Here is a 16,207-nt window from a genome sequence, read left to right on the forward strand (position 1 = left end):
CTGGAAGCGGCCTACGACAACGGATGAAGACGGTGCCCGGCATCCGCGGCGCAACGACGATGCGCCAGGAGCTGCAAGGCGTAAACCCCCATCTTGTTAAGCCACTCCGCCGCCGTCAAGCCAGCACCTGTGCTGCGCCTGCCCGAGCGATGTCACCAGAAGAACGCGATCACCAGCACGATGCCCAGCAACGACAGGCCGATGCCTGCCAGCACCATCCACTGGGTCAGGCGCGCGCTGCGCAAGGCCTGCTCTTCCAGCCAACGCTCGGCTTCCTCGCGCCACGGCGGCGGCGAAGAGGATTCCAGCAACTGCTGCACGCGCGCCGGCCCCAGCTGCCGGCATTGCCGGCGGCATTCTTCGGGAACCACGGATCGCTCGGGTGCGCTGACGACGGACATCACAACGTTCCTGAATTGCTCAGCCGAGCGTGAAACGCGGCGCGTCGCCGGCGAGTTCGTGCTCCACCGCCATCCGCGCCAGGCGGGTGTAGTTGGCGCGCGGGCCGGCACCGCGGCCGACGATCAGGCCCAGGTACTCCAGGCCAGTCCACACCCGCGCCTTCCACTCCACGCCGTCTTCGGCCAGCACCAGGGTCAGCGTGTAGCGGAAGCTCTGCCCCTGCGGGCTGCGGTAGTGGTAGCTGGGCGGGAACTGCACGGCCACGTCCTGCGCCTCGCCGAGCGAGACCAGATAGCGCCGCAGCAGATGGCGCACGTCGTCGCCGGGGTTGAGCCGCAACTGCCGCGCCGCCTCGTCCAGGTTCGCCTGGTGCTCGACGAACGCCGCCGCACCGCTGGCCGGGCTGTGCCCATGCCGCTTGGCCCAGTCGATGAACTGCAGGCGCACATCGCTGCCGGTGTGGGCCTGGTGGAACAACGGCGTCTTCATGCGATCCCCGCATCCTCCGAGTGGCATCCATGCTCGCGCGCGCACCGTGAAGCAGGCGGCGAGGCGATGTGAGCCGTCCGTCACGCCGGAGCGGATGAATCGGCGGCCAACGGTCGCCGCCGCACGCCTCGCCGCGATTGCGGGCACGCCGGCACAGGCACACACTGGGCGCACGCCTCCTGGAGATCCGCCATGAAGATCCGCTATGCCTGGACGGCGCTGGCGCTTGCCTGCCTGTGGGCGGGCGGCGCCTCCGCCGAGATCCGCAACGTCACCGACCCGCAGGCGCCGCGCAGCCTCGTCAGCGACGGCCCGGTGCAGGTGAGCTGGGCCGACCCGTCCACCTTCAGCGAACTGCGGCAGAGCCGCAATCGCTGGGAAGCCGAACGCGGCGACTGGGTACAGGACCTGGCCGCCTACCTGCAGAAGCAGGCCGCCAAGCAACTGCAGCCCGGGCAGCGCCTGGACATCAAGCTGACCGACATCAAGCGCGCCGGCGACTTCGAGCCGTGGCACGGCCCGAACTGGAACGACGTGCGGGTGATGCGCGACCTGTACCCGCCGCGGATCAGCCTAGACTTCACCCTGTACGGCGCCGACGGCCAAGTGATCGCGCAGGGCCAGCCGAAACTGATGGACCCCAGCTATCTGTACAACAGCTCGGTCGGCCTGAGCACCGATCCGCTGCGCTACGAAAAGCGCATGCTCGACGACTGGCTGCGCCGGCAGTTGCGCAAGGACAGCACGGTCGCCGAGCGCTGAGGCCGCACGCGCGGCGCCGGCATCGCGCCGGCGCCGTCAGGCATGGATCAACCGCCGAGATAGGTGCGCGGCGCGCGCTTGAGGCCGCACAGCAAGCGGTAGGCGCTGGAACTGCAGCGCCCGGCCAGCGCGTCGATGCGCGGCTGTTCGCCCCACAACTGCACCTCGCTGCCGAGCCCGGCCTGCGGGTGGTCGGTCAGGTCCACGGTCAGCATGTCCATCGACACGCGCCCGATCAGCTCGCCGGGCGCGCCATCGATCAGCACCGGCGTACCGTTGGGCGCGAACTGCGGATAGCCGTCGGCATAGCCGATCGCCACCACGCCGACCCGGGTCGGCCGTGACGCGACGAAGCGCGCGCCGTAGCCGACCGGCTCGCCCGGCGCGATAGTGCGCACGGAGATGATCCTGGACTGCAGGGTCATCACCGGGCGCAGCTCGCCGGGCAGCGCGGCCGCGGCGGCGAACGGGTCGGCGCCGTACAGCATCAGTCCCGGACGCCCCCAGTCGTTGCGCAGCTCCGGCCAGCCAAGCAGGGCCGGCGAGTTGCACAGGCTGGTCTCGCGGGCCAGGCCGGCGGTGGCCTGACGGAACACCTCCACCTGCTCGCGGGTGCGCGCGCTATCGAGTTCGTCGGCGCGGGCGAAGTGGCTCATCAGCACCAGCCGCTCGACCTGCGGCAGCGCGCTCAGGCGCGCGTGCGCGGCGCGGAATTCCTCCGGCGCCAGGCCCAGCCGGTGCATGCCGCTGTCCAGCTTCAGCCACAGGCACAGCGGCTGCGGTGCGGCGAAGGCGGCGATCGCCTCCACCTGCCAGGGCGAGGCCACCGCGCACCACAGCCGGTGTTCGGCGACCAGCGGCAGTTCGTCGGCGTCGAAGATGCCTTCCAGCAGCAGGATCGGCGCGGCGATGCCGGCCTGGCGCAATTCCAGCGCCTCCTCGATGCAGGCCACCGCGAAGCCGTCGGCCTCGCCGTCCAGCGCGCGCGCGCAGGCCACCGCGCCGTGCCCGTAGGCATCGGCCTTGACCACCGCCAGCGCCTTGCCGCCGCTCAGCCGGCGGGCCAGGCGGTAGTTGTGGCGCAGCGCGTCGAGATCGATCAATGCACGGGCTGGGCGCACGCGACGGCCTCGGCAACGGACGCGGCGGAACCGCGGGAATAACGGAAGATGTCCAGGCCCTCGCCGCTGATCTGCGGCTGCCGCGAGACCATCAGGTCGGCCAGGTAGCGACCGGAGCCGCAGGCCATGGTCCAGCCCAGCGTGCCGTGGCCGGTGTTGAGGAACAGGTTGCGGTAGCCGGTGGCGCCGACCACCGGCGTGCCGTCCGGGGTGGCCGGGCGCAGCCCGGTCCAGAACTCGGCCGCGGCCAGGTCGCCGCCGCGCGGGTACAGGTCGTTGACCACCTTCTCCAGGGTGGCGCGGCGGCGCGCCGGACGCGACAGGTCAAAGCCCGCCAGTTCGGCCATGCCGCCGACGCGGATGCGTGCGTCGAAGCGGGTGATCGCCACCTTGTAGCTCTCGTCGAGGATGGTGGAGGTGGGCGCCAGCGCCGCGTCGCGGATCGGCAGGGTCAGCGAATAACCCTTCAGCGGGTACACCGGCAGGCGGATGCCCAGCGGCGCCAGCAGGCCGGGCGAGTAGCTGCCCAGCGCGACCACGTAGCGGTCGGCCCGCTCCACCCGCCCGCCGATGCGCACGCCGTCGATGCGGTCGCCATCGGCCTGCAGCGCCTCGATGGTCTCGCCCTGGCGGAACTGCACGCCGGCCGCGGCGGCCATCGCCGCCAGGCGCTGGGTGAACAGGCGGCAGTCGCCGGTCTGGTCGTTGGGCAGGCGCAGCGCGCCGACCAGGGTCGCCGGTGCGCTGGCCAGGGCCGGCTCGACCCGGGCGATGCCGGCGCGGTCCAGCAGCTCGTAGGGCACGCCGTACTCGCGCAGCACCTCGATGTCCTTGGCCGCACCGTCCAGTTGCTGCTGGGTGCGGAACAACTGGGTGGTCCCGAGCTGGCGGCCTTCGTAGGCGATGCCGGTCTCGGCGCGCAGTTGGTCCAGACAGTCACGGCTGTATTCGGACAGGCGCACCATCCGCGCCTTGTTGATCGCATAGCGCTCGGCGGTGCAGTTGCGCAGCATCTGCGCCAGCCACAGGTACTGCTGCAGGTCGGCGGTCGGCGTGATCGCCAGCGGCGCATGGCGCTGGAACAGCCATTTCAGCGCCTTCAGCGGCACCCCGGGCGCCGCCCACGGCGAGGCGTAGCCGGGCGAGACCTGGCCGGCATTGGCATAACTGGTCTCCAGCCCAGCCGCAGGCTGGCGGTCGACCACCGTCACCTCGCAGCCGCTGCGGGCCAGATACCACGCCGTGGCCGTGCCGATCACACCGCTGCCGAGAACCAGAACCCGCATGCGCCTACTCCGTTCGGATCAATTCCCTGGCTGGATGGCGCCAGGGCAGAAGTTCGGTGCAGTATAGGCAGCACAACCCAGGATTTTCCCCTGACTTCTGCCGGCCTGGCAGGCCAAACCCCTGAGACCGCCCCGCATGGCCGCACGCCTTCGCGAACTGGACAAGATCGACCGCAAGATCCTGCGCATCCTGCAGCAGGAAGGGCGCATCTCCTTCACCGAACTGGGCGAGCGGGTGGGCCTGTCCACCACCCCGTGCACCGAGCGGGTGCGCCGACTGGAACGCGACGGCGCCATCACCGGCTACTACGCGCGGCTGGACCCGCATTACCTCAAGGCCAGCCTGCTGGTGTTCGTGGAGATCAGCCTGGCCTACAAGTCCGGCGACATCTTCGAGGAGTTCCGCCGCGCCGCGCTGAAGCTGCCCAACGTGCTCGAGTGCCACCTGGTCTCGGGCGACTTCGACTACCTGCTCAAGGCCCGCATCAGCGAGATGGCGTCCTACCGCAAGCTGCTGGGCAGCACCCTGCTGACCCTGCCGCATGTGCGCGAGTCCAAGAGCTACATCGTGATGGAGGAAGTGAAGGAAACGCTCAGCCTGCCGATCGCCGACTGAGCGTTCCTTGCGGATGCATGCGGGTCAGGAGACCAGCAGCTTCTCGAGGTCGTCGCGCGAGGAATTGGCGTGGTTCTTGGCCAGTTCGGCCACCACCCGCTTCTGGACCTCCTTGTGCAGCAGCGGCCGCAACTGGCCCAGCGTGTGCGGGTCGGCGACCAGCATCAGGTGCTCGACATCGCCGCGCAACGCGTCCTGGTACAGGCGCTCGGCGATCTGACGCACGAACCCGGCTTCATCCATGGTCATCGGCCGGTCGCCGTCCTCCACGCCCTCGATCGGCGTCGGGTTCAGCACTTCGGTCTGCTCCAGCAGCGCGGTCTCGCCGGCCAGGTTGACCCGGAACAGGCGCGCGCTGGTGCGGTCGGCGACGACGATCAGGGTGTTGTCGGGAAGCTTGCTCATCGGTTCTCCTGCGAAAACATGGCGCCGCGGCAATCGCGGCCGGTTCGCCAGTCTAGGAACCGATTTGTGAGGATGGCGGCCACGCGGCGTTCGCCGCGCGTTCGCCGGGGCGCAGGCGCTCAGTCCTGGATGCGCACCCCGTCGCCGCTGGGCACGGTGTCGTAGTAACGACCGGTGCGGGTATCCAGCGCGCGGTTCGGCCCCACCTGCATCGCCCCGGGCACCAGCTGGCCGCGGCGGTCGTAGAGGCGGACCGGGCGGCGGGCGGACGGGTCGGCGAGCGCGGCGGCCGGTACCGCCGGACTGGCCGGGCGCGTGTGCCGGGTCTTTCCTTGCGGCCGGTCGTCCAGGCTGGAGGGCACCGGCGTGGCCTTGGGAGCGGTCGTCGAGGCCGGCGGACGCTCGTCGAGACGGCTGGCCACCGAGGGCGCCGGCGGCGGCGCGGACTGCAGGGTGTTGGCGTCGCGATTGCCGGCCGGTGCGCCGGGGACCGGCTGGAGACTCTGCGCGGCGGCGAGCGCCGGCACGAGCAGGGCGATGGCAACGCAGGGCAGCAGGCGCTTCACGGTGGCTCCATCGACGGGCCGCAAGAGAGCGTTCCACGCTAGCGCATCGCCGACTCGGCGTCGACGCGGCGCGGCGCGCTTGATCCACCCCGTACAGCCCTCATGTTGTTTTCCCCTCCTCCAGCCACGGGCCCCGCCATGAGCCGATTCGACCTCACGCCTCCTACCGCTGCCGAGCGCGAGCAGTTGATCGGCGGACTGAACGCGGAGGAACGCCGGGTGCTGCTGCAGCACGGCACCGAAGCGCCGTTCTGCGGCGTATTCCTGGACAACAAGCTGGAGGGCGTCTACACCTGCCGGATGTGCGGGCTGCCGCTGTTCCGCTCCAGCGCCAAGTTCGATTCCGGGACCGGCTGGCCGAGCTTCTTCGCGCCCTACCACCCCGACCACGTGCGCGAACTACGCGACACCAGCCACGGCATGATCCGCACCGAGATCGTCTGCGCCCGCTGCGACAGCCATCTCGGCCATGTGTTTCCGGACGGCCCGCCGCCGAGCGGCGAGCGCCACTGCCTGAATTCGGTGTCGCTGCAGTTCACCGAACAGGGCCAGGCGCTGCCCAACCCGCTGCACCGCAGCGGCGGCGAGACCGAACCGTCCTGATTCCGGCGCAGCCGCGCCGCCACAGGGAGACCACCGGCATGCGTACCTCGTCGCTTCCCCTTTTGTTCCTGCCGCTGGCCCTGGCCGCCTGCCAGCGCAGCCCCACCCCGCCCATGCAGGCCGCCCCCGCAGCGGCGGCCTCCCCGGCCGCCGCGCCCGGCCTGCAGGCCGATGCCCTGCCCATGCAGTGGCGCTGCGGCGAAGAGCTGGTGCAGGCGGCCGCCGACCCGGCCCGCGAGCGCCTGGCCCTGCAGGTGCGCGGCACCCACCTGGACATGCAGCGCACCGATGCCGGCGGCGCCACCGGCGCGCGCTACACCGACGCCCTGGGCAATACCTTCTGGCAGTCGCAGCCGGACCAGGCCACGCTGACCCTGGCCGGCCTGGGCGAGACCCTCAAATGCGTCCGCCACGACAGCGGCATGACCGGCTGAAGACCGGCGCGGGCGCGGCCGCCGCCAAAAACCCGGCACAGTTCACACCTTCAGAATGGCGCGGCGGGGCCGACATCTAGAGCGTCCCCGCTCCGGCCCGCAGGCTGCCCCGCCATGCTCATCATCGTTGGCTTCATCGTCGTCATCATCAGCGTGGTCGGCGGCTACGTGCTGTCGCACGGCAAACTCGGCGCGCTGTGGCAGCCCTACGAGCTGATGATCATCGGTGGCGCGGCGCTGGGCGCGTTCCTGGTCAGCACCCCGGGCAAGATCGTCAAGGCGACGCTCTCCGGCGTGCTGGGCGTGTTCAAGGGCCCGCAGTACAAGGCCGACGACTACCGCAGCACCCTGACCCTGATCTACGAACTGCTGAACAAGGCGCGCCGCGACGGCTTCATGGCGCTGGAAGACCACGTCGAGCGCCCGGCCGACAGCGCGATCTTCGGCAACTACCCGAAGGTGCTGGCCGACCACCACCTGCTCGACTTCATCACCGACTGCCTGCGCCTGATGATCGGCAGCAACATCGAGCCGCACGAACTGGAACCGCTGCTGGAGCTGGAGCTGGAGAAGCACCACCACGAGGCGATGGCGCCGGCGCATGCGCTGAGCAAGGTGTCCGACGGCCTGCCCGGTTTCGGCATCGTCGCCGCGGTGCTGGGCATCGTCATCACCATGGGCTCGATCGGCGGCCCGATCGAAGAGATCGGCCACCACGTCGGCGCGGCGCTGGTCGGCACCTTCCTTGGCATCCTGCTGGCCTACGGCTTCGTCGCGCCGCTGTCGGCGGCGATGGAAGCGCGCGCCGAGCAGGACAGCCGCATCTTCGAATCGGTGAAGACCGCGCTGCTGGCCTGCCTGCGCGGCTACAACCCGAAGATCGCCCTCGAATTCGCGCGCAAGACCCTGCCGACCGACGTGCGGCCGAGCTTCGCCGACTTCGAATCGCATCTGAAGACGATCAAGTAACGCGGTCATGGCCGAGACCAAATCCACCGTCGTCATCCGCCGGGTCAAGAAGGTCCAGGGCGGCGGCCACCACGGCGGCGCGTGGAAGGTGGCCTATGCCGACTTCGTGACCGCGATGATGGCGTTCTTCCTGGTGCTGTGGCTGGTGGCGGCCACCACCAAGGAACAGCGCGCGGCGATCGCCGAATACTTCCGCAACCCCAGCCCGCTGGCCGGCAAGAGCCCGGCGCCGAGCCCCGGCATGGCCGGCCCCGGCGGCGCCAGCACCTCGATGATCAAGCTCGGCGGCGCCGGCGAGATGCAGCGCGGCAACAACAAGGATCCGTTCGGCAGCAAGAGCCTGAAGGGCGACGACAGCAAGACCACGCAGCGCGAGAAGGAGAAGCAGCGCCTGGAAACGCTGATGCAGGAGCTGAAGGAAGCCATCGACAAGAGCCAGGCGCTGGAACCGTTCAAGGACCAGCTGCTGCTGGACCTGACCCCGGACGGCCTGCGCATCCAGATCGTGGACAAGGAAAACCGGCCGATGTTCGACCTCGGCAGCGCGGTGCTCAAGCCCTATACCCGCGGCATCCTCCACGAGCTGTCCGGTTTCATCAACCAGGTGCCCAACCACATCAGCATCACCGGCCACACCGATGTCACCCAATACAGCGGCAAGAACGGCTACAGCAACTGGGAGCTGAGCGCGGACCGCGCCAACGCCGCGCGCCGCGAGCTGGTCGCCGGCGGCATGGGCGAGGACAAGGTCTCGCGCGTGGTCGGGCTGTCCTCCTCGGTGCTGTTCGACAAGCAGGTGCCGAACAATCCGATCAACCGCCGCATCAGCATCGTGGTGATGACCAAGGATGCCGAGGACGCCGCCATCGCCGACGGCGACCACAGCGTCGCCCTGGGCACGGTGCAGCCCGACGCCGACACCAAGGTGCCCGACCTGAGCGCCGCGGCGGGGGACGCGGCCGCCGCGCCGGCCGCCGGCAAGGGCGCGCCCGCGGCGGCGCCTGCCGCCAGCAACGGCGCTGCCCCGACGGCGCCGGCCGCGACGCCGGGCAAGGCCTCGGTGCAGATCGTCGAACCGCGCACGACCTCGCCGGAGGCCGCGGCCGCCGCCGCGCGCGATGCCTTGCGCAGCATCAACGGCAGCGCACCGGTGGCGAGCACCGCCGCCCCCGGCGGGACCCCGGCAGCGACCAACACGCGCTGACCGCGGCGCCACCGCGCGCGCCGCCAGCGGCCGCGCAGGCGCGGGCGACGACCGCGCCGCACCGGCCTGGCGGGACCGCACACGGCGCGGCGCTTACAATGGCCGCCACTTCGCCAACGAGACCGCCGTGTCCAAGCAATCCAAAGCCAAGCGCGACAAGCGCAAGAAGCAGCAGTCGCCGCGTCCCTTCGCCCGCCTGGGCCGCGAGCAGCCCATCGCCAACCACGCCGTGCTGCAGAACGAGAGCGGCCGCGTGCTGGCCGCGATCGGCCTGCAGGGTCGCCAGTGGTTGCTGTCGGTCGGTGGCCAGACCATGGGCAATGCCGACAATCCGGTGCCGATGCTGGCGATGCTCAAGCACCTGGCCAACCTGCAGGAGCAGGAAGGCAACACCATCACCCTGGACTACTCCGCGCAGTTGCAGCAGATGATCGACGCGCTGGCGGCCGAGGCCGGCCAGACCCCGACCGAGTACCTGGACGCGCTGGTTGCCGAGTTCGCCGCGGGCGACGGCGCGGCAGAGGATGCGGACGAGGACGGGGCCGACGCGGACGCCGCGGCGGAGACGGGCGGTGCCGCTCCGGCCGAGGCCGACGGCAGCGCCACCGCGGAACCCGCGGCGGACGCCGACGGCACGCACAAGCCGGCCTGACCTGGCGCGTGGCGGTCTACATCGACGATGCGGTGCATCCCTGGCGCGGCCAGCGCTGGGGCCACCTGCTCGCCGACACGCTGGACGAACTGCACGCCATGGCGGCGCGGCTGGGCATCCCCCGCCGCGCCTTCCAGAACAAGCTCAGCGGCGCGCACTACGACGTGCCCGCCGCCCTGCGCGACGACGCGATCCGTCTGGGCGCGGTGCCGGTCTCGCGACACAGCGACCGCGAGCTGCTGAAAGCATTGATCCGCAATGCACGTGCGCAGGCGCGCGGCGAGGCGCCGTGAACGGTGGCGCCACGTCCGCCTAGAACGGATCGCTGCCCGGGCGCAGTTCGATGTCCAGCAGCGCCGCCAGGCGCCGCATGTCCTCGTCGTCGCGGCTGAGCGCCATCCACCCGGCGTACGCATCGCCCTCGGTGTCCCAGCACCAGAGGGTGTAGCCGTGTTCGCGCAGGCGGTCGTAGGCCACGTTCAGCAGCGCCGGCACGTCATGGCTGTCGAGGAAGTCCTCGTCGTCCACGTCGCCGCCCCAATCGATGCGCAGGTTCCAGCGCGTCGCCAGTTCGTCGATCGCGCCGATCAGCGACTCGGTGTCCTTCCAGTCCACGTAGAAGCCGGCACTCCAGTCGATGGCATCCTTCAGCGTCCACAACCAGCCGTCGTCCTCTTCGCCCTCGTGCTCGGCGCGCGCTTCGCGGAACGCGTTGAACTGACGCAGCGCACTTTCCTCGTCGCCGGGATTGATCAGCAGCAGCAGGTTCCAGATCAGCCCTTGCTGGGTGTCCGGATCGTCGTCGAGTTCGTCGTGCAGATCGTCGGGATCGTCGTAGTCGGTGCTGTTGTCGGGCATGGCGCGAGCCGGCGGATGGAAGGGAAGGTGCAAGTGTGCCGTGCCCGCCGCGGCGACGGAAGCGCACGGAACTCGGCAACGGCGCCGCAGGCGTTTATCCTTCGCAGCCCGGAAGACGGCGCTGTCCGCCGCCACGCGAAGCCACCACGATGTCCGACACGCCCCCCGACCGCCTGGCGGTCAGCCCGCAGAGCCCCTTCCACGATGCCGAGACGCTGTCGCGCGGCGTCGGCATCCGCTTCAACGGCGTGGAGCGCGACAACGTCGAGGAGTACTCGATCAGCGAAGGCTGGATCCGCGTCCAGGTCGGCAAGGCGCGCGACCGCCGCGGCAATCCGATGACCATGAAGGTCAAGGGCACGGTCGAAGCCTTCTGGCTCGACGCCAAGTAAGCTCGACCACCGGCAGGCGCCGCGCCTGCCGGCATGCTGCGGCCCCGGCGCCGCACCTCAGGGCTTGAGCCGATAGCCGCTGCGGAAGATCGCCCACACCACGCCCAGGCACAGCGCCAGGAACGCCAGGGTCATGCCCAGGCTGACCGCGATGTGCACGTCGGCCTTGCCGTAGAACGCCCAGCGGAAGCCGCTGACCAGGTACACCACCGGGTTGAACAGGCTGATCTTCTGCCACAGCGGCGGCAGCATGTTGATCGAGTAGAAGCTGCCGCCGAGGAAGGTCAGCGGCGTGATCACCATCAGCGGGATCACCTGCAGCTTCTCGAAGCCGTCGGCCCACACGCCGATGATGAAGCCGAACAGGCTGAAGGTCAGCGCGGTCAGCACCAGGAAGCCGAACATCCACAGCGGATGCGCGATCTCGTACGGCACGAAGGCGCGTGCGGTGAGCAGGATCAGCAGGCCCAGCAGCACCGACTTGCTGGCCGCCGCGCCGACATAGCCGATCACCACCTCCCACCACGCCACCGGCGCCGACAGCACCTCGTAGATGGTGCCGGCCCAGCGCGGCATGTAGATGCCGAAGGAGGCGTTGGAGATGCTTTCGCTGAGCAGCGACAGCATCACCAGTCCGGGGATGATGTAGGCGCCGTAGCTGATGCCGTCGATGGCGCCCATGCGCGAACCGATCGCCGCGCCGAACACCACGAAGTACAGCGAGGTCGACAGCACCGGCGAGGCGATGGACTGGGTCAGCGTGCGGAAGGTGCGCGCCATCTCGAAGCGGTAGATCGCGGCGATCGCGTGCAGGTTCATGCGCGCACCTCCGCCGCGGCCGACGCCGGCCGCACCAGGTTGACGAAGATCTCCTCCAGCGAACTCTCGCTGGACTGCAGATCCTTGATCTCCACGCCCTGCGCCTCCAGTTGCCGCAGCAGCGGGCCGATGCCGGTCTGCGCGGCCTGCGCGTCGTAGGTGTAGGTCAGTGTCGTGCCGTCGGCGGACAGCTCCAATGGCTGCGCCGCCAGCGCCGGCGGCAACGCGTGCAGCGGTGCCTGCAGGGTCAGCGCCAGTTGCTTCTTGCCGAGCTTGCGCATCAGCGTGCGCTTGTCCTCAACCAGCACCAGTTCGCCGCGATTGACCACGCCCACGCGGTCGGCCATGTCCTCGGCTTCCTCGATGTAGTGCGTGGTCAGGATGATGGTGGTGCCCTGCTCGCGCAGGCGCCGCACCATCTGCCACATGTCGTGGCGCAGCTCCACGTCGACCCCGGCGGTGGGTTCGTCCAGGAACAGGATGGACGGCTCGTGCGCCAGCGCCTTGGCGATCAGCACGCGCCGCTTCATGCCGCCGGACAGGGTGGAGATGCGGCTGCCGCGCTTGTCCCACAGCGACAGCTCGCGCAGCACCCGCTCCAGATGGGCGTCGTCGCGCGGCTTGCCGAACAGGCCGCGGCTGAAGCGCACCGTCGCCCACACCGTCTCGAACGCATCGGTGGCCAGTTCCTGCGGCACCAGGCCGATCTTGCCGCGCGCGGCGCGGTAGTCGCGCACGATGTCGTGGCCATCGGCCAGCACCCGGCCGCTGCTGGGATTGACCAGCCCGCAGATGATGCTGATCAGCGTGGTCTTGCCGGCACCGTTGGGGCCGAGCAGGGCGAAGATCTCGCCGCGATGGATCTCCAGGTCGATGCCCTTCAGTGCCTGGAAACCCCCTGCGTAGGTCTTGGTCAGGTGTTGTACGGAAATGATCGGCGACACGGGAACTCCCTGGGCGCGCGGCGGCTGCGGAAACGGCCCCCAGGGTAGAAGCCGGCTCGTGATGGATAAATCCCGATCCGGCGGAAGCACTCTCCCGGATGCGGGACAGTGCACCAGCGAGGTATCCGCAAACGCCGGGCGACGCCGTCGTCGCGCCGTGGACTAGCGCTCGCCGGGCTTGAGCCGGCTGGCAGGCGCCCGCGCTGCGCGCGGCCACGGCCACACGCGCCAGCCGAAGTTGACCCCGGCCGCCGCCAGCAGGATCAGCAGCGCCCCGAGTACCTGCGTCCACGCCAGCGACTGCCCGAAGGCGATGCGATCGACCGCGATCGCCACCACCGGATAGATGAACGACAGCGCCCCGATCATCGCGGTGGGCAGCGCCTGGATGGCGCCGTACAGCAGCACGTACATCACCCCGGTATTGACCACGCCGAGCACGACCAGATCCAGCCACTGGCCGGGACGGGCAGGCAAGGCATCGAAATGCACGAACGGCGCCAGCAACACGATGCCGATGCCCAGTTGCAGCAGCGCGAGCAGATGCGGCGGCGTGCCTTTCAGGTGCTTGGTGACGATCGACGACACCGCGTACAGAAACGCGGCACCGAGCGCCAGGGCGACGCCCTGCAGGTACTCGCCCGGCACCGCGAGCACCGCAGGCGCGATGCGCACCACGCCCACCAGACCGACGAACGCCACCGCCAGCCACCCCACGGTCGAGGCACTGATGCGCTCGCGGAACACGAGCGCGCCGAGCCCGACCAGCATGAACGGCTGCGTGTTGTAGACGGCGGTGGCCATCGAAATCGACGCGCGGCCGTAGGCGGCGAACAGCAGCAGCCAGTTGCCCACGATCGCGATCCCGCCGAGCAGCACCAGCGCCAGCATCCGCGGCGAGAACGCCTTGCGCCGCAACAGGCCCAGCGCCGCGCAGACGATGAGCAGCGTGGCCGCGCCGAACAGGCAGCGGAAGAACACCACGTTGAACGGCGACTGTCCCGACGACACCACCAGCCAGCCGATCGTGCCGGACATGAGCATGGCCACGACCATCTCGGCCGCACCACGGCGAATCTCGTTCGAGGCCATCCCGGTTCCTTTCAATGCTGCGAACAGCCGTCATTGTAGAAACCGCAATTCCGCCAGAACATGCTTAAAATTAGGCCAATTGCGGAATTCACCAAAAAAAGGAAGGTCACCATGCAAACCCGCCTTTCCCCTCCCGCCATCGCCCCACTCGACGCGATCGACCGCGCCATCCTGGCTGCATTGGCGCAAGACGCGCGCATGGCGACCAGCGAACTGGCCCGGCAGATCGGCCTGTCGGCCCCGGCGACCGCCGACCGCGTGCGCCGGCTGCAGCACCAGGGCGTGATCGCCGGATTCACGGTCGAGCTCGATCCGCGCGCGCTGGGCTACACCTTGCAGGCGATCGTGCGGGTCAAGCCGCTGCCCGGGCAGTTGCACCTGGTGGAGGAACTGCTGCAGCGCATCCCGGAATTCGTCGAGTGCGACAAGGTGACCGGCGAGGACTGCTTCATCTGCCGGCTGTACCTGCGCAACATCGCGCACCTGGACAGCATCCTGGCAAAAGTCACCGATCGCGCCGAAACCAACTCCGCCATCGTGAAGTCGACCCCGGTGCCGCGACGGCTGCCGCCGCTGGCCGAGGACGACTAGCGCGATGCGCTAGTCGCGCGGCTTGCAACAGACCACACAGCGCCAGGGGCGCAGGCCGGCGTGCGCCCCTGGCGGGCAGAAAGCGACGAGCAGTGAACCGGCGCGCGCCGAAAGTGGCATCGCGGCGAGCCCAAAAAGGGCGCCAGGAAGCCGCTTTCACGAATCCCCATTCCCGACTCCCCATTCCCGGCCGTCGATCAACTCTTGCGCCGCGCCTCCAGCAGATCCAGGTTGCGGATCAGCCGCCGGGCGATCTCGTCGGAGATCTTGCGCTGGCGGGTCAGCTTGAACAGTTCCTGGCGTTCGGCCTGCAGGCCGGCGTGCCGCAGCTGGCGCAGCACCGCGTCCAGGCGCCGCGCCTCCTCCGGATCGCTCTCCATCGCCTCGCCATGGTCGAGATGGCGCTGGTACAGCGCGCTGACCCGGTTGGCCGCCTCGTTGTAGAGGTCGGCGTGCTCGCTGTCCTGCACCAGCCGCTGGCGCAGCTTCTCCACCGCCGCCAGCGCCGCACGCGAGGACTCGCGGCGGGCCAGGTCTTCCTCCAGGCGATCGGTCGGCTCTTCCGGCAACTCCAGGCCGCGCAGCAACCGCGGCAGGCCGATGCTGGCGACCAGCAGCGAGGTGACGATCACCGCGCTGGCCAGGAAGATCGCCAGGTCGCGCGCCGGGAACGCGGCGCCGCCGGGCAGGGCCAGCGGCAGGGTCAGCACGCCGGCCAGGGTGATCGCGCCGCGCACGCCGGCCAGCGAGGTCGCCACCACGATCCGCCACGGTGGGCTCTGCCGGTCCTCGCCGCGACGGCGCGCCTTGAGCAGGGTCCAGCGCAGCGACAGCCACACCCACAGGAAGCGCAGCAACAGCAGGCCGACGTAGATCGCCAGCGCATAGGCGGGCAGCCACCACGGGTTCAGGTGTCCGGCTTCGTCCATGTTGTGCATGGCGCCCTGCACGATGCCCGGCAACTGCTCGCCGAGCAGCACGAACATGATGCCGTTGAGGGTGAACTGCACCATGTCCCACACCGCCGAGCGCTGCACGCGCATGCTGCCCGGCGCGCGGCCGCTCAGCTCCACGTAGCTCATGGCGATGCCGGCGGCGACCGCGGCGAGGATGCCCGAGGCGTTGATCGCCTCGGCCAGCAGGTAGGCGGCGAACGGCAGCAGCAGGTTGACCAGGATCGCCGCGCCCGGCTCCTCGCCGACCTGGCGCCACACCCAGCGCTGCGCCAGGCTGGTGCCGACCACCACCGCGATGCCGGCGGCCACGCCGACCAGCGCCACCCACAGGAAGGTCAGCGAGGCATCGGCCAGCGAGAACGTGCCGGTGATCGCCGCGGCCACCGCGAACTGGAAGCAGACCAGGCCGGAGGCGTCGTTGAGCAACGACTCGCCTTCCAGGATGTGCATCAGCCGTTTGGGGATCGGCGCGCGCGCGGCGATCGAGGACACCGCGATCGGATCGGTCGGCGACACCACCGCGGCCAGCGCGAACGCCACCGCCAGCGGCATGGTCGGGATCATCCAGTGGATCAGGAAGCCGGCGCCGATCACGGTGAACACCACCAGGCCCAGCGCCAGCTCCAGGATCACGCCCTTGTCGCGGAACAGGCCCTGCTTGGGGATGCGCCAGCCGTCCAGGAACAGCAGCGGCGGCAGGAACAGCAGGAAGAACAGCTCCGGCTCCAGCGCATAACCCTTCTTGAACACGCCGGCGATGATCGCGCCCAGGCCGATCTGCACCAGCGGCAACGGCAGCGAAAACGGCAGTACGCGCACCAGGTAGCCGCTGGCCACCACGGCCAGCAACATCGCCAAGACCACTTCGATCGAATGCATGCTCGTCCGGACGGCGGCGCCACGCCGGCGGCGCCGCCCATGAATGGGGGAGCCTGCAAGCAAAGCGCACCGCGGCGGCGATGTCCAGTGGGGCGGCGCAGCCGGACGCTGATGTCGCAATGTTGCAGCCCGGACGGGTGGCCGCCACCTGGCGCGCCAGGTAAGCA

The 16,207-nt window shown here is 69.8% G+C and carries 21 protein-coding genes; 10 read left to right on the forward strand and 11 right to left on the reverse strand.

From position 1 onward, the window contains the following. Positions 1-152 precede the first annotated feature (152 nt). Positions 153-401, reverse strand: a complete 249-nt coding sequence (locus RAB70_RS00730; protein WP_148828011.1) for a hypothetical protein — start codon at positions 399-401, stop codon at positions 153-155. A gap of 19 nt (positions 402-420) precedes the next feature. Continuing rightward, positions 421-891 (reverse strand): hypothetical protein, encoded by a 471-nt coding sequence (locus RAB70_RS00735; RefSeq protein WP_017914945.1) that lies wholly within the window; start codon positions 889-891, stop codon positions 421-423. Between the two features lie 192 nt (positions 892-1,083). Between RAB70_RS00735 and RAB70_RS00740 the strand changes: the two genes are divergently transcribed. Continuing rightward, a complete protein-coding gene (locus RAB70_RS00740) occupies positions 1,084-1,653 on the forward strand; it encodes a DUF3016 domain-containing protein (RefSeq protein WP_148828012.1) in 570 nt (189 codons plus the stop codon). A 47-nt stretch (positions 1,654-1,700) separates the two neighbouring features. On the opposite strand, the gene alr is transcribed toward RAB70_RS00740, so the two are convergent. Further along, positions 1,701-2,774, reverse strand: coding sequence for an alanine racemase (gene alr, locus RAB70_RS00745; protein ID WP_148828013.1), 1,074 nt, complete (start codon positions 2,772-2,774; stop codon positions 1,701-1,703). Further along, positions 2,753-4,060, reverse strand: a complete 1,308-nt coding sequence (locus tag RAB70_RS00750) for a D-amino acid dehydrogenase (protein WP_017908763.1) — start codon at positions 4,058-4,060, stop codon at positions 2,753-2,755. Before RAB70_RS00750 ends, alr begins: the two co-directional genes overlap by 22 nt. A gap of 136 nt (positions 4,061-4,196) precedes the next feature. Between RAB70_RS00750 and RAB70_RS00755 the strand changes: the two genes are divergently transcribed. Further along, positions 4,197-4,676 (forward strand): Lrp/AsnC ligand binding domain-containing protein, encoded by a 480-nt coding sequence (locus RAB70_RS00755; protein WP_017908762.1) that lies wholly within the window; start codon positions 4,197-4,199, stop codon positions 4,674-4,676. Positions 4,677-4,700: 24 nt separating this feature from the next. Here RAB70_RS00755 and RAB70_RS00760 read toward each other — a convergent pair whose 3' ends face one another. Together RAB70_RS00760 and RAB70_RS00765 are read right to left on the reverse strand one after the other, a co-directional pair. Continuing rightward, positions 4,701-5,081, reverse strand: coding sequence for a host attachment protein (locus RAB70_RS00760; protein ID WP_017914941.1), 381 nt, complete (start codon positions 5,079-5,081; stop codon positions 4,701-4,703). 119 nt (positions 5,082-5,200) lie between these two features. Then, the gene (locus RAB70_RS00765) at positions 5,201-5,647 is read right to left on the reverse strand and encodes a hypothetical protein (protein ID WP_148828014.1); all 447 of its coding nucleotides are present in this window, start codon (positions 5,645-5,647) and stop codon (positions 5,201-5,203) included. 138 nt (positions 5,648-5,785) lie between these two features. Between RAB70_RS00765 and msrB the strand changes: the two genes are divergently transcribed. The 6 genes from msrB to RAB70_RS00795 all read left to right on the forward strand — a co-directional run bounded on the left by msrB (position 5,786) and on the right by RAB70_RS00795 (position 9,802). Continuing rightward, on the forward strand, positions 5,786-6,250 hold the full coding sequence (gene msrB / locus RAB70_RS00770; protein WP_148828015.1) for a peptide-methionine (R)-S-oxide reductase MsrB: 465 nt from the start codon (positions 5,786-5,788) through the stop codon (positions 6,248-6,250). Between the two features lie 38 nt (positions 6,251-6,288). After that, complete coding sequence (locus RAB70_RS00775; protein WP_148828016.1) at positions 6,289-6,684, forward strand: MliC family protein; 396 nt, start codon at positions 6,289-6,291, stop codon at positions 6,682-6,684. Between the two features lie 114 nt (positions 6,685-6,798). Then, positions 6,799-7,653 carry a flagellar motor stator protein MotA gene (motA, locus tag RAB70_RS00780; protein WP_017908926.1) on the forward strand — a complete coding sequence of 285 codons (855 nt, stop codon included), beginning with the start codon at positions 6,799-6,801 and terminating at the stop codon, positions 7,651-7,653. Positions 7,654-7,660: 7 nt separating this feature from the next. After that, positions 7,661-8,857 (forward strand): flagellar motor protein MotB, encoded by a 1,197-nt coding sequence (motB, locus tag RAB70_RS00785; RefSeq protein WP_148828017.1) that lies wholly within the window; start codon positions 7,661-7,663, stop codon positions 8,855-8,857. A 127-nt stretch (positions 8,858-8,984) separates the two neighbouring features. Further along, complete coding sequence (locus tag RAB70_RS00790; RefSeq protein WP_148828018.1) at positions 8,985-9,509, forward strand: hypothetical protein; 525 nt, start codon at positions 8,985-8,987, stop codon at positions 9,507-9,509. Between the two features lie 8 nt (positions 9,510-9,517). After that, on the forward strand, positions 9,518-9,802 hold the full coding sequence (locus RAB70_RS00795) for a DUF4031 domain-containing protein (RefSeq protein ID WP_017915239.1): 285 nt from the start codon (positions 9,518-9,520) through the stop codon (positions 9,800-9,802). 19 nt (positions 9,803-9,821) lie between these two features. Here the strand turns inward: RAB70_RS00795 and RAB70_RS00800 are convergent, their stop codons facing one another. Then, positions 9,822-10,367: a hypothetical protein gene (locus RAB70_RS00800; protein ID WP_017907656.1), complete on the reverse strand. Its 546-nt coding sequence runs from the start codon at positions 10,365-10,367 to the stop codon at positions 9,822-9,824. Positions 10,368-10,516: 149 nt separating this feature from the next. Here RAB70_RS00800 and RAB70_RS00805 point away from each other — a divergent pair, with 149 nt between their 5' ends. Continuing rightward, complete coding sequence (locus tag RAB70_RS00805) at positions 10,517-10,759, forward strand: DUF3297 family protein (RefSeq protein WP_010343635.1); 243 nt, start codon at positions 10,517-10,519, stop codon at positions 10,757-10,759. Between the two features lie 57 nt (positions 10,760-10,816). On the opposite strand, the gene RAB70_RS00810 is transcribed toward RAB70_RS00805, so the two are convergent. The 3 genes from RAB70_RS00810 to RAB70_RS00820 all read right to left on the reverse strand — a co-directional run bounded on the left by RAB70_RS00810 (position 10,817) and on the right by RAB70_RS00820 (position 13,614). Next, positions 10,817-11,578, reverse strand: a complete 762-nt coding sequence (locus RAB70_RS00810) for an ABC transporter permease (RefSeq protein WP_017907655.1) — start codon at positions 11,576-11,578, stop codon at positions 10,817-10,819. Next, the gene (locus tag RAB70_RS00815; protein ID WP_017914796.1) at positions 11,575-12,522 is read right to left on the reverse strand and encodes an ABC transporter ATP-binding protein; all 948 of its coding nucleotides are present in this window, start codon (positions 12,520-12,522) and stop codon (positions 11,575-11,577) included. Before RAB70_RS00815 ends, RAB70_RS00810 begins: the two co-directional genes overlap by 4 nt. 162 nt (positions 12,523-12,684) lie before the next feature. Then, the gene (locus RAB70_RS00820) at positions 12,685-13,614 is read right to left on the reverse strand and encodes a DMT family transporter (protein WP_148828019.1); all 930 of its coding nucleotides are present in this window, start codon (positions 13,612-13,614) and stop codon (positions 12,685-12,687) included. Positions 13,615-13,725: 111 nt separating this feature from the next. On the opposite strand from RAB70_RS00820, the gene RAB70_RS00825 reads away from it, so the two are divergent. Further along, the gene (locus RAB70_RS00825) at positions 13,726-14,205 is read left to right on the forward strand and encodes an Lrp/AsnC family transcriptional regulator (protein ID WP_148828020.1); all 480 of its coding nucleotides are present in this window, start codon (positions 13,726-13,728) and stop codon (positions 14,203-14,205) included. 197 nt (positions 14,206-14,402) lie between these two features. On the opposite strand, the gene RAB70_RS00830 is transcribed toward RAB70_RS00825, so the two are convergent. Beyond that, positions 14,403-16,040 (reverse strand): Na+/H+ antiporter, encoded by a 1,638-nt coding sequence (locus RAB70_RS00830; protein WP_148828021.1) that lies wholly within the window; start codon positions 16,038-16,040, stop codon positions 14,403-14,405. Positions 16,041-16,207 lie beyond the last annotated feature (167 nt).

It is taken from the genome of Xanthomonas sontii (assembly GCF_040529055.1).
Taxonomy (GTDB): Bacteria; Pseudomonadota; Gammaproteobacteria; order Xanthomonadales; family Xanthomonadaceae; genus Xanthomonas_A; species Xanthomonas_A sontii.

Coding starts and splice junctions, on each gene's coding strand:
- RAB70_RS00830 (WP_148828021.1), bottom strand. CDS start 16,040: ATGCATTCGATCGAAGTGGTCTTGGCGATGTTGCTGGCCGTGGTGGCC.
- RAB70_RS00750 (WP_017908763.1), bottom strand. CDS start 4,060: ATGCGGGTTCTGGTTCTCGGCAGCGGTGTGATCGGCACGGCCACGGCG.
- RAB70_RS00825 (WP_148828020.1), top strand. CDS start 13,726: ATGCAAACCCGCCTTTCCCCTCCCGCCATCGCCCCACTCGACGCGATC.
- RAB70_RS00820 (WP_148828019.1), bottom strand. CDS start 13,614: ATGGCCTCGAACGAGATTCGCCGTGGTGCGGCCGAGATGGTCGTGGCC.
- RAB70_RS00740 (WP_148828012.1), top strand. CDS start 1,084: ATGAAGATCCGCTATGCCTGGACGGCGCTGGCGCTTGCCTGCCTGTGG.
- RAB70_RS00800 (WP_017907656.1), bottom strand. CDS start 10,367: ATGCCCGACAACAGCACCGACTACGACGATCCCGACGATCTGCACGAC.
- RAB70_RS00730 (WP_148828011.1), bottom strand. CDS start 401: ATGTCCGTCGTCAGCGCACCCGAGCGATCCGTGGTTCCCGAAGAATGC.
- RAB70_RS00760 (WP_017914941.1), bottom strand. CDS start 5,081: ATGAGCAAGCTTCCCGACAACACCCTGATCGTCGTCGCCGACCGCACC.
- RAB70_RS00775 (WP_148828016.1), top strand. CDS start 6,289: ATGCGTACCTCGTCGCTTCCCCTTTTGTTCCTGCCGCTGGCCCTGGCC.
- RAB70_RS00755 (WP_017908762.1), top strand. CDS start 4,197: ATGGCCGCACGCCTTCGCGAACTGGACAAGATCGACCGCAAGATCCTG.
- RAB70_RS00735 (WP_017914945.1), bottom strand. CDS start 891: ATGAAGACGCCGTTGTTCCACCAGGCCCACACCGGCAGCGATGTGCGC.
- motB (WP_148828017.1), top strand. CDS start 7,661: ATGGCCGAGACCAAATCCACCGTCGTCATCCGCCGGGTCAAGAAGGTC.
- RAB70_RS00805 (WP_010343635.1), top strand. CDS start 10,517: ATGTCCGACACGCCCCCCGACCGCCTGGCGGTCAGCCCGCAGAGCCCC.
- RAB70_RS00810 (WP_017907655.1), bottom strand. CDS start 11,578: ATGAACCTGCACGCGATCGCCGCGATCTACCGCTTCGAGATGGCGCGC.
- motA (WP_017908926.1), top strand. CDS start 6,799: ATGCTCATCATCGTTGGCTTCATCGTCGTCATCATCAGCGTGGTCGGC.
- msrB (WP_148828015.1), top strand. CDS start 5,786: ATGAGCCGATTCGACCTCACGCCTCCTACCGCTGCCGAGCGCGAGCAG.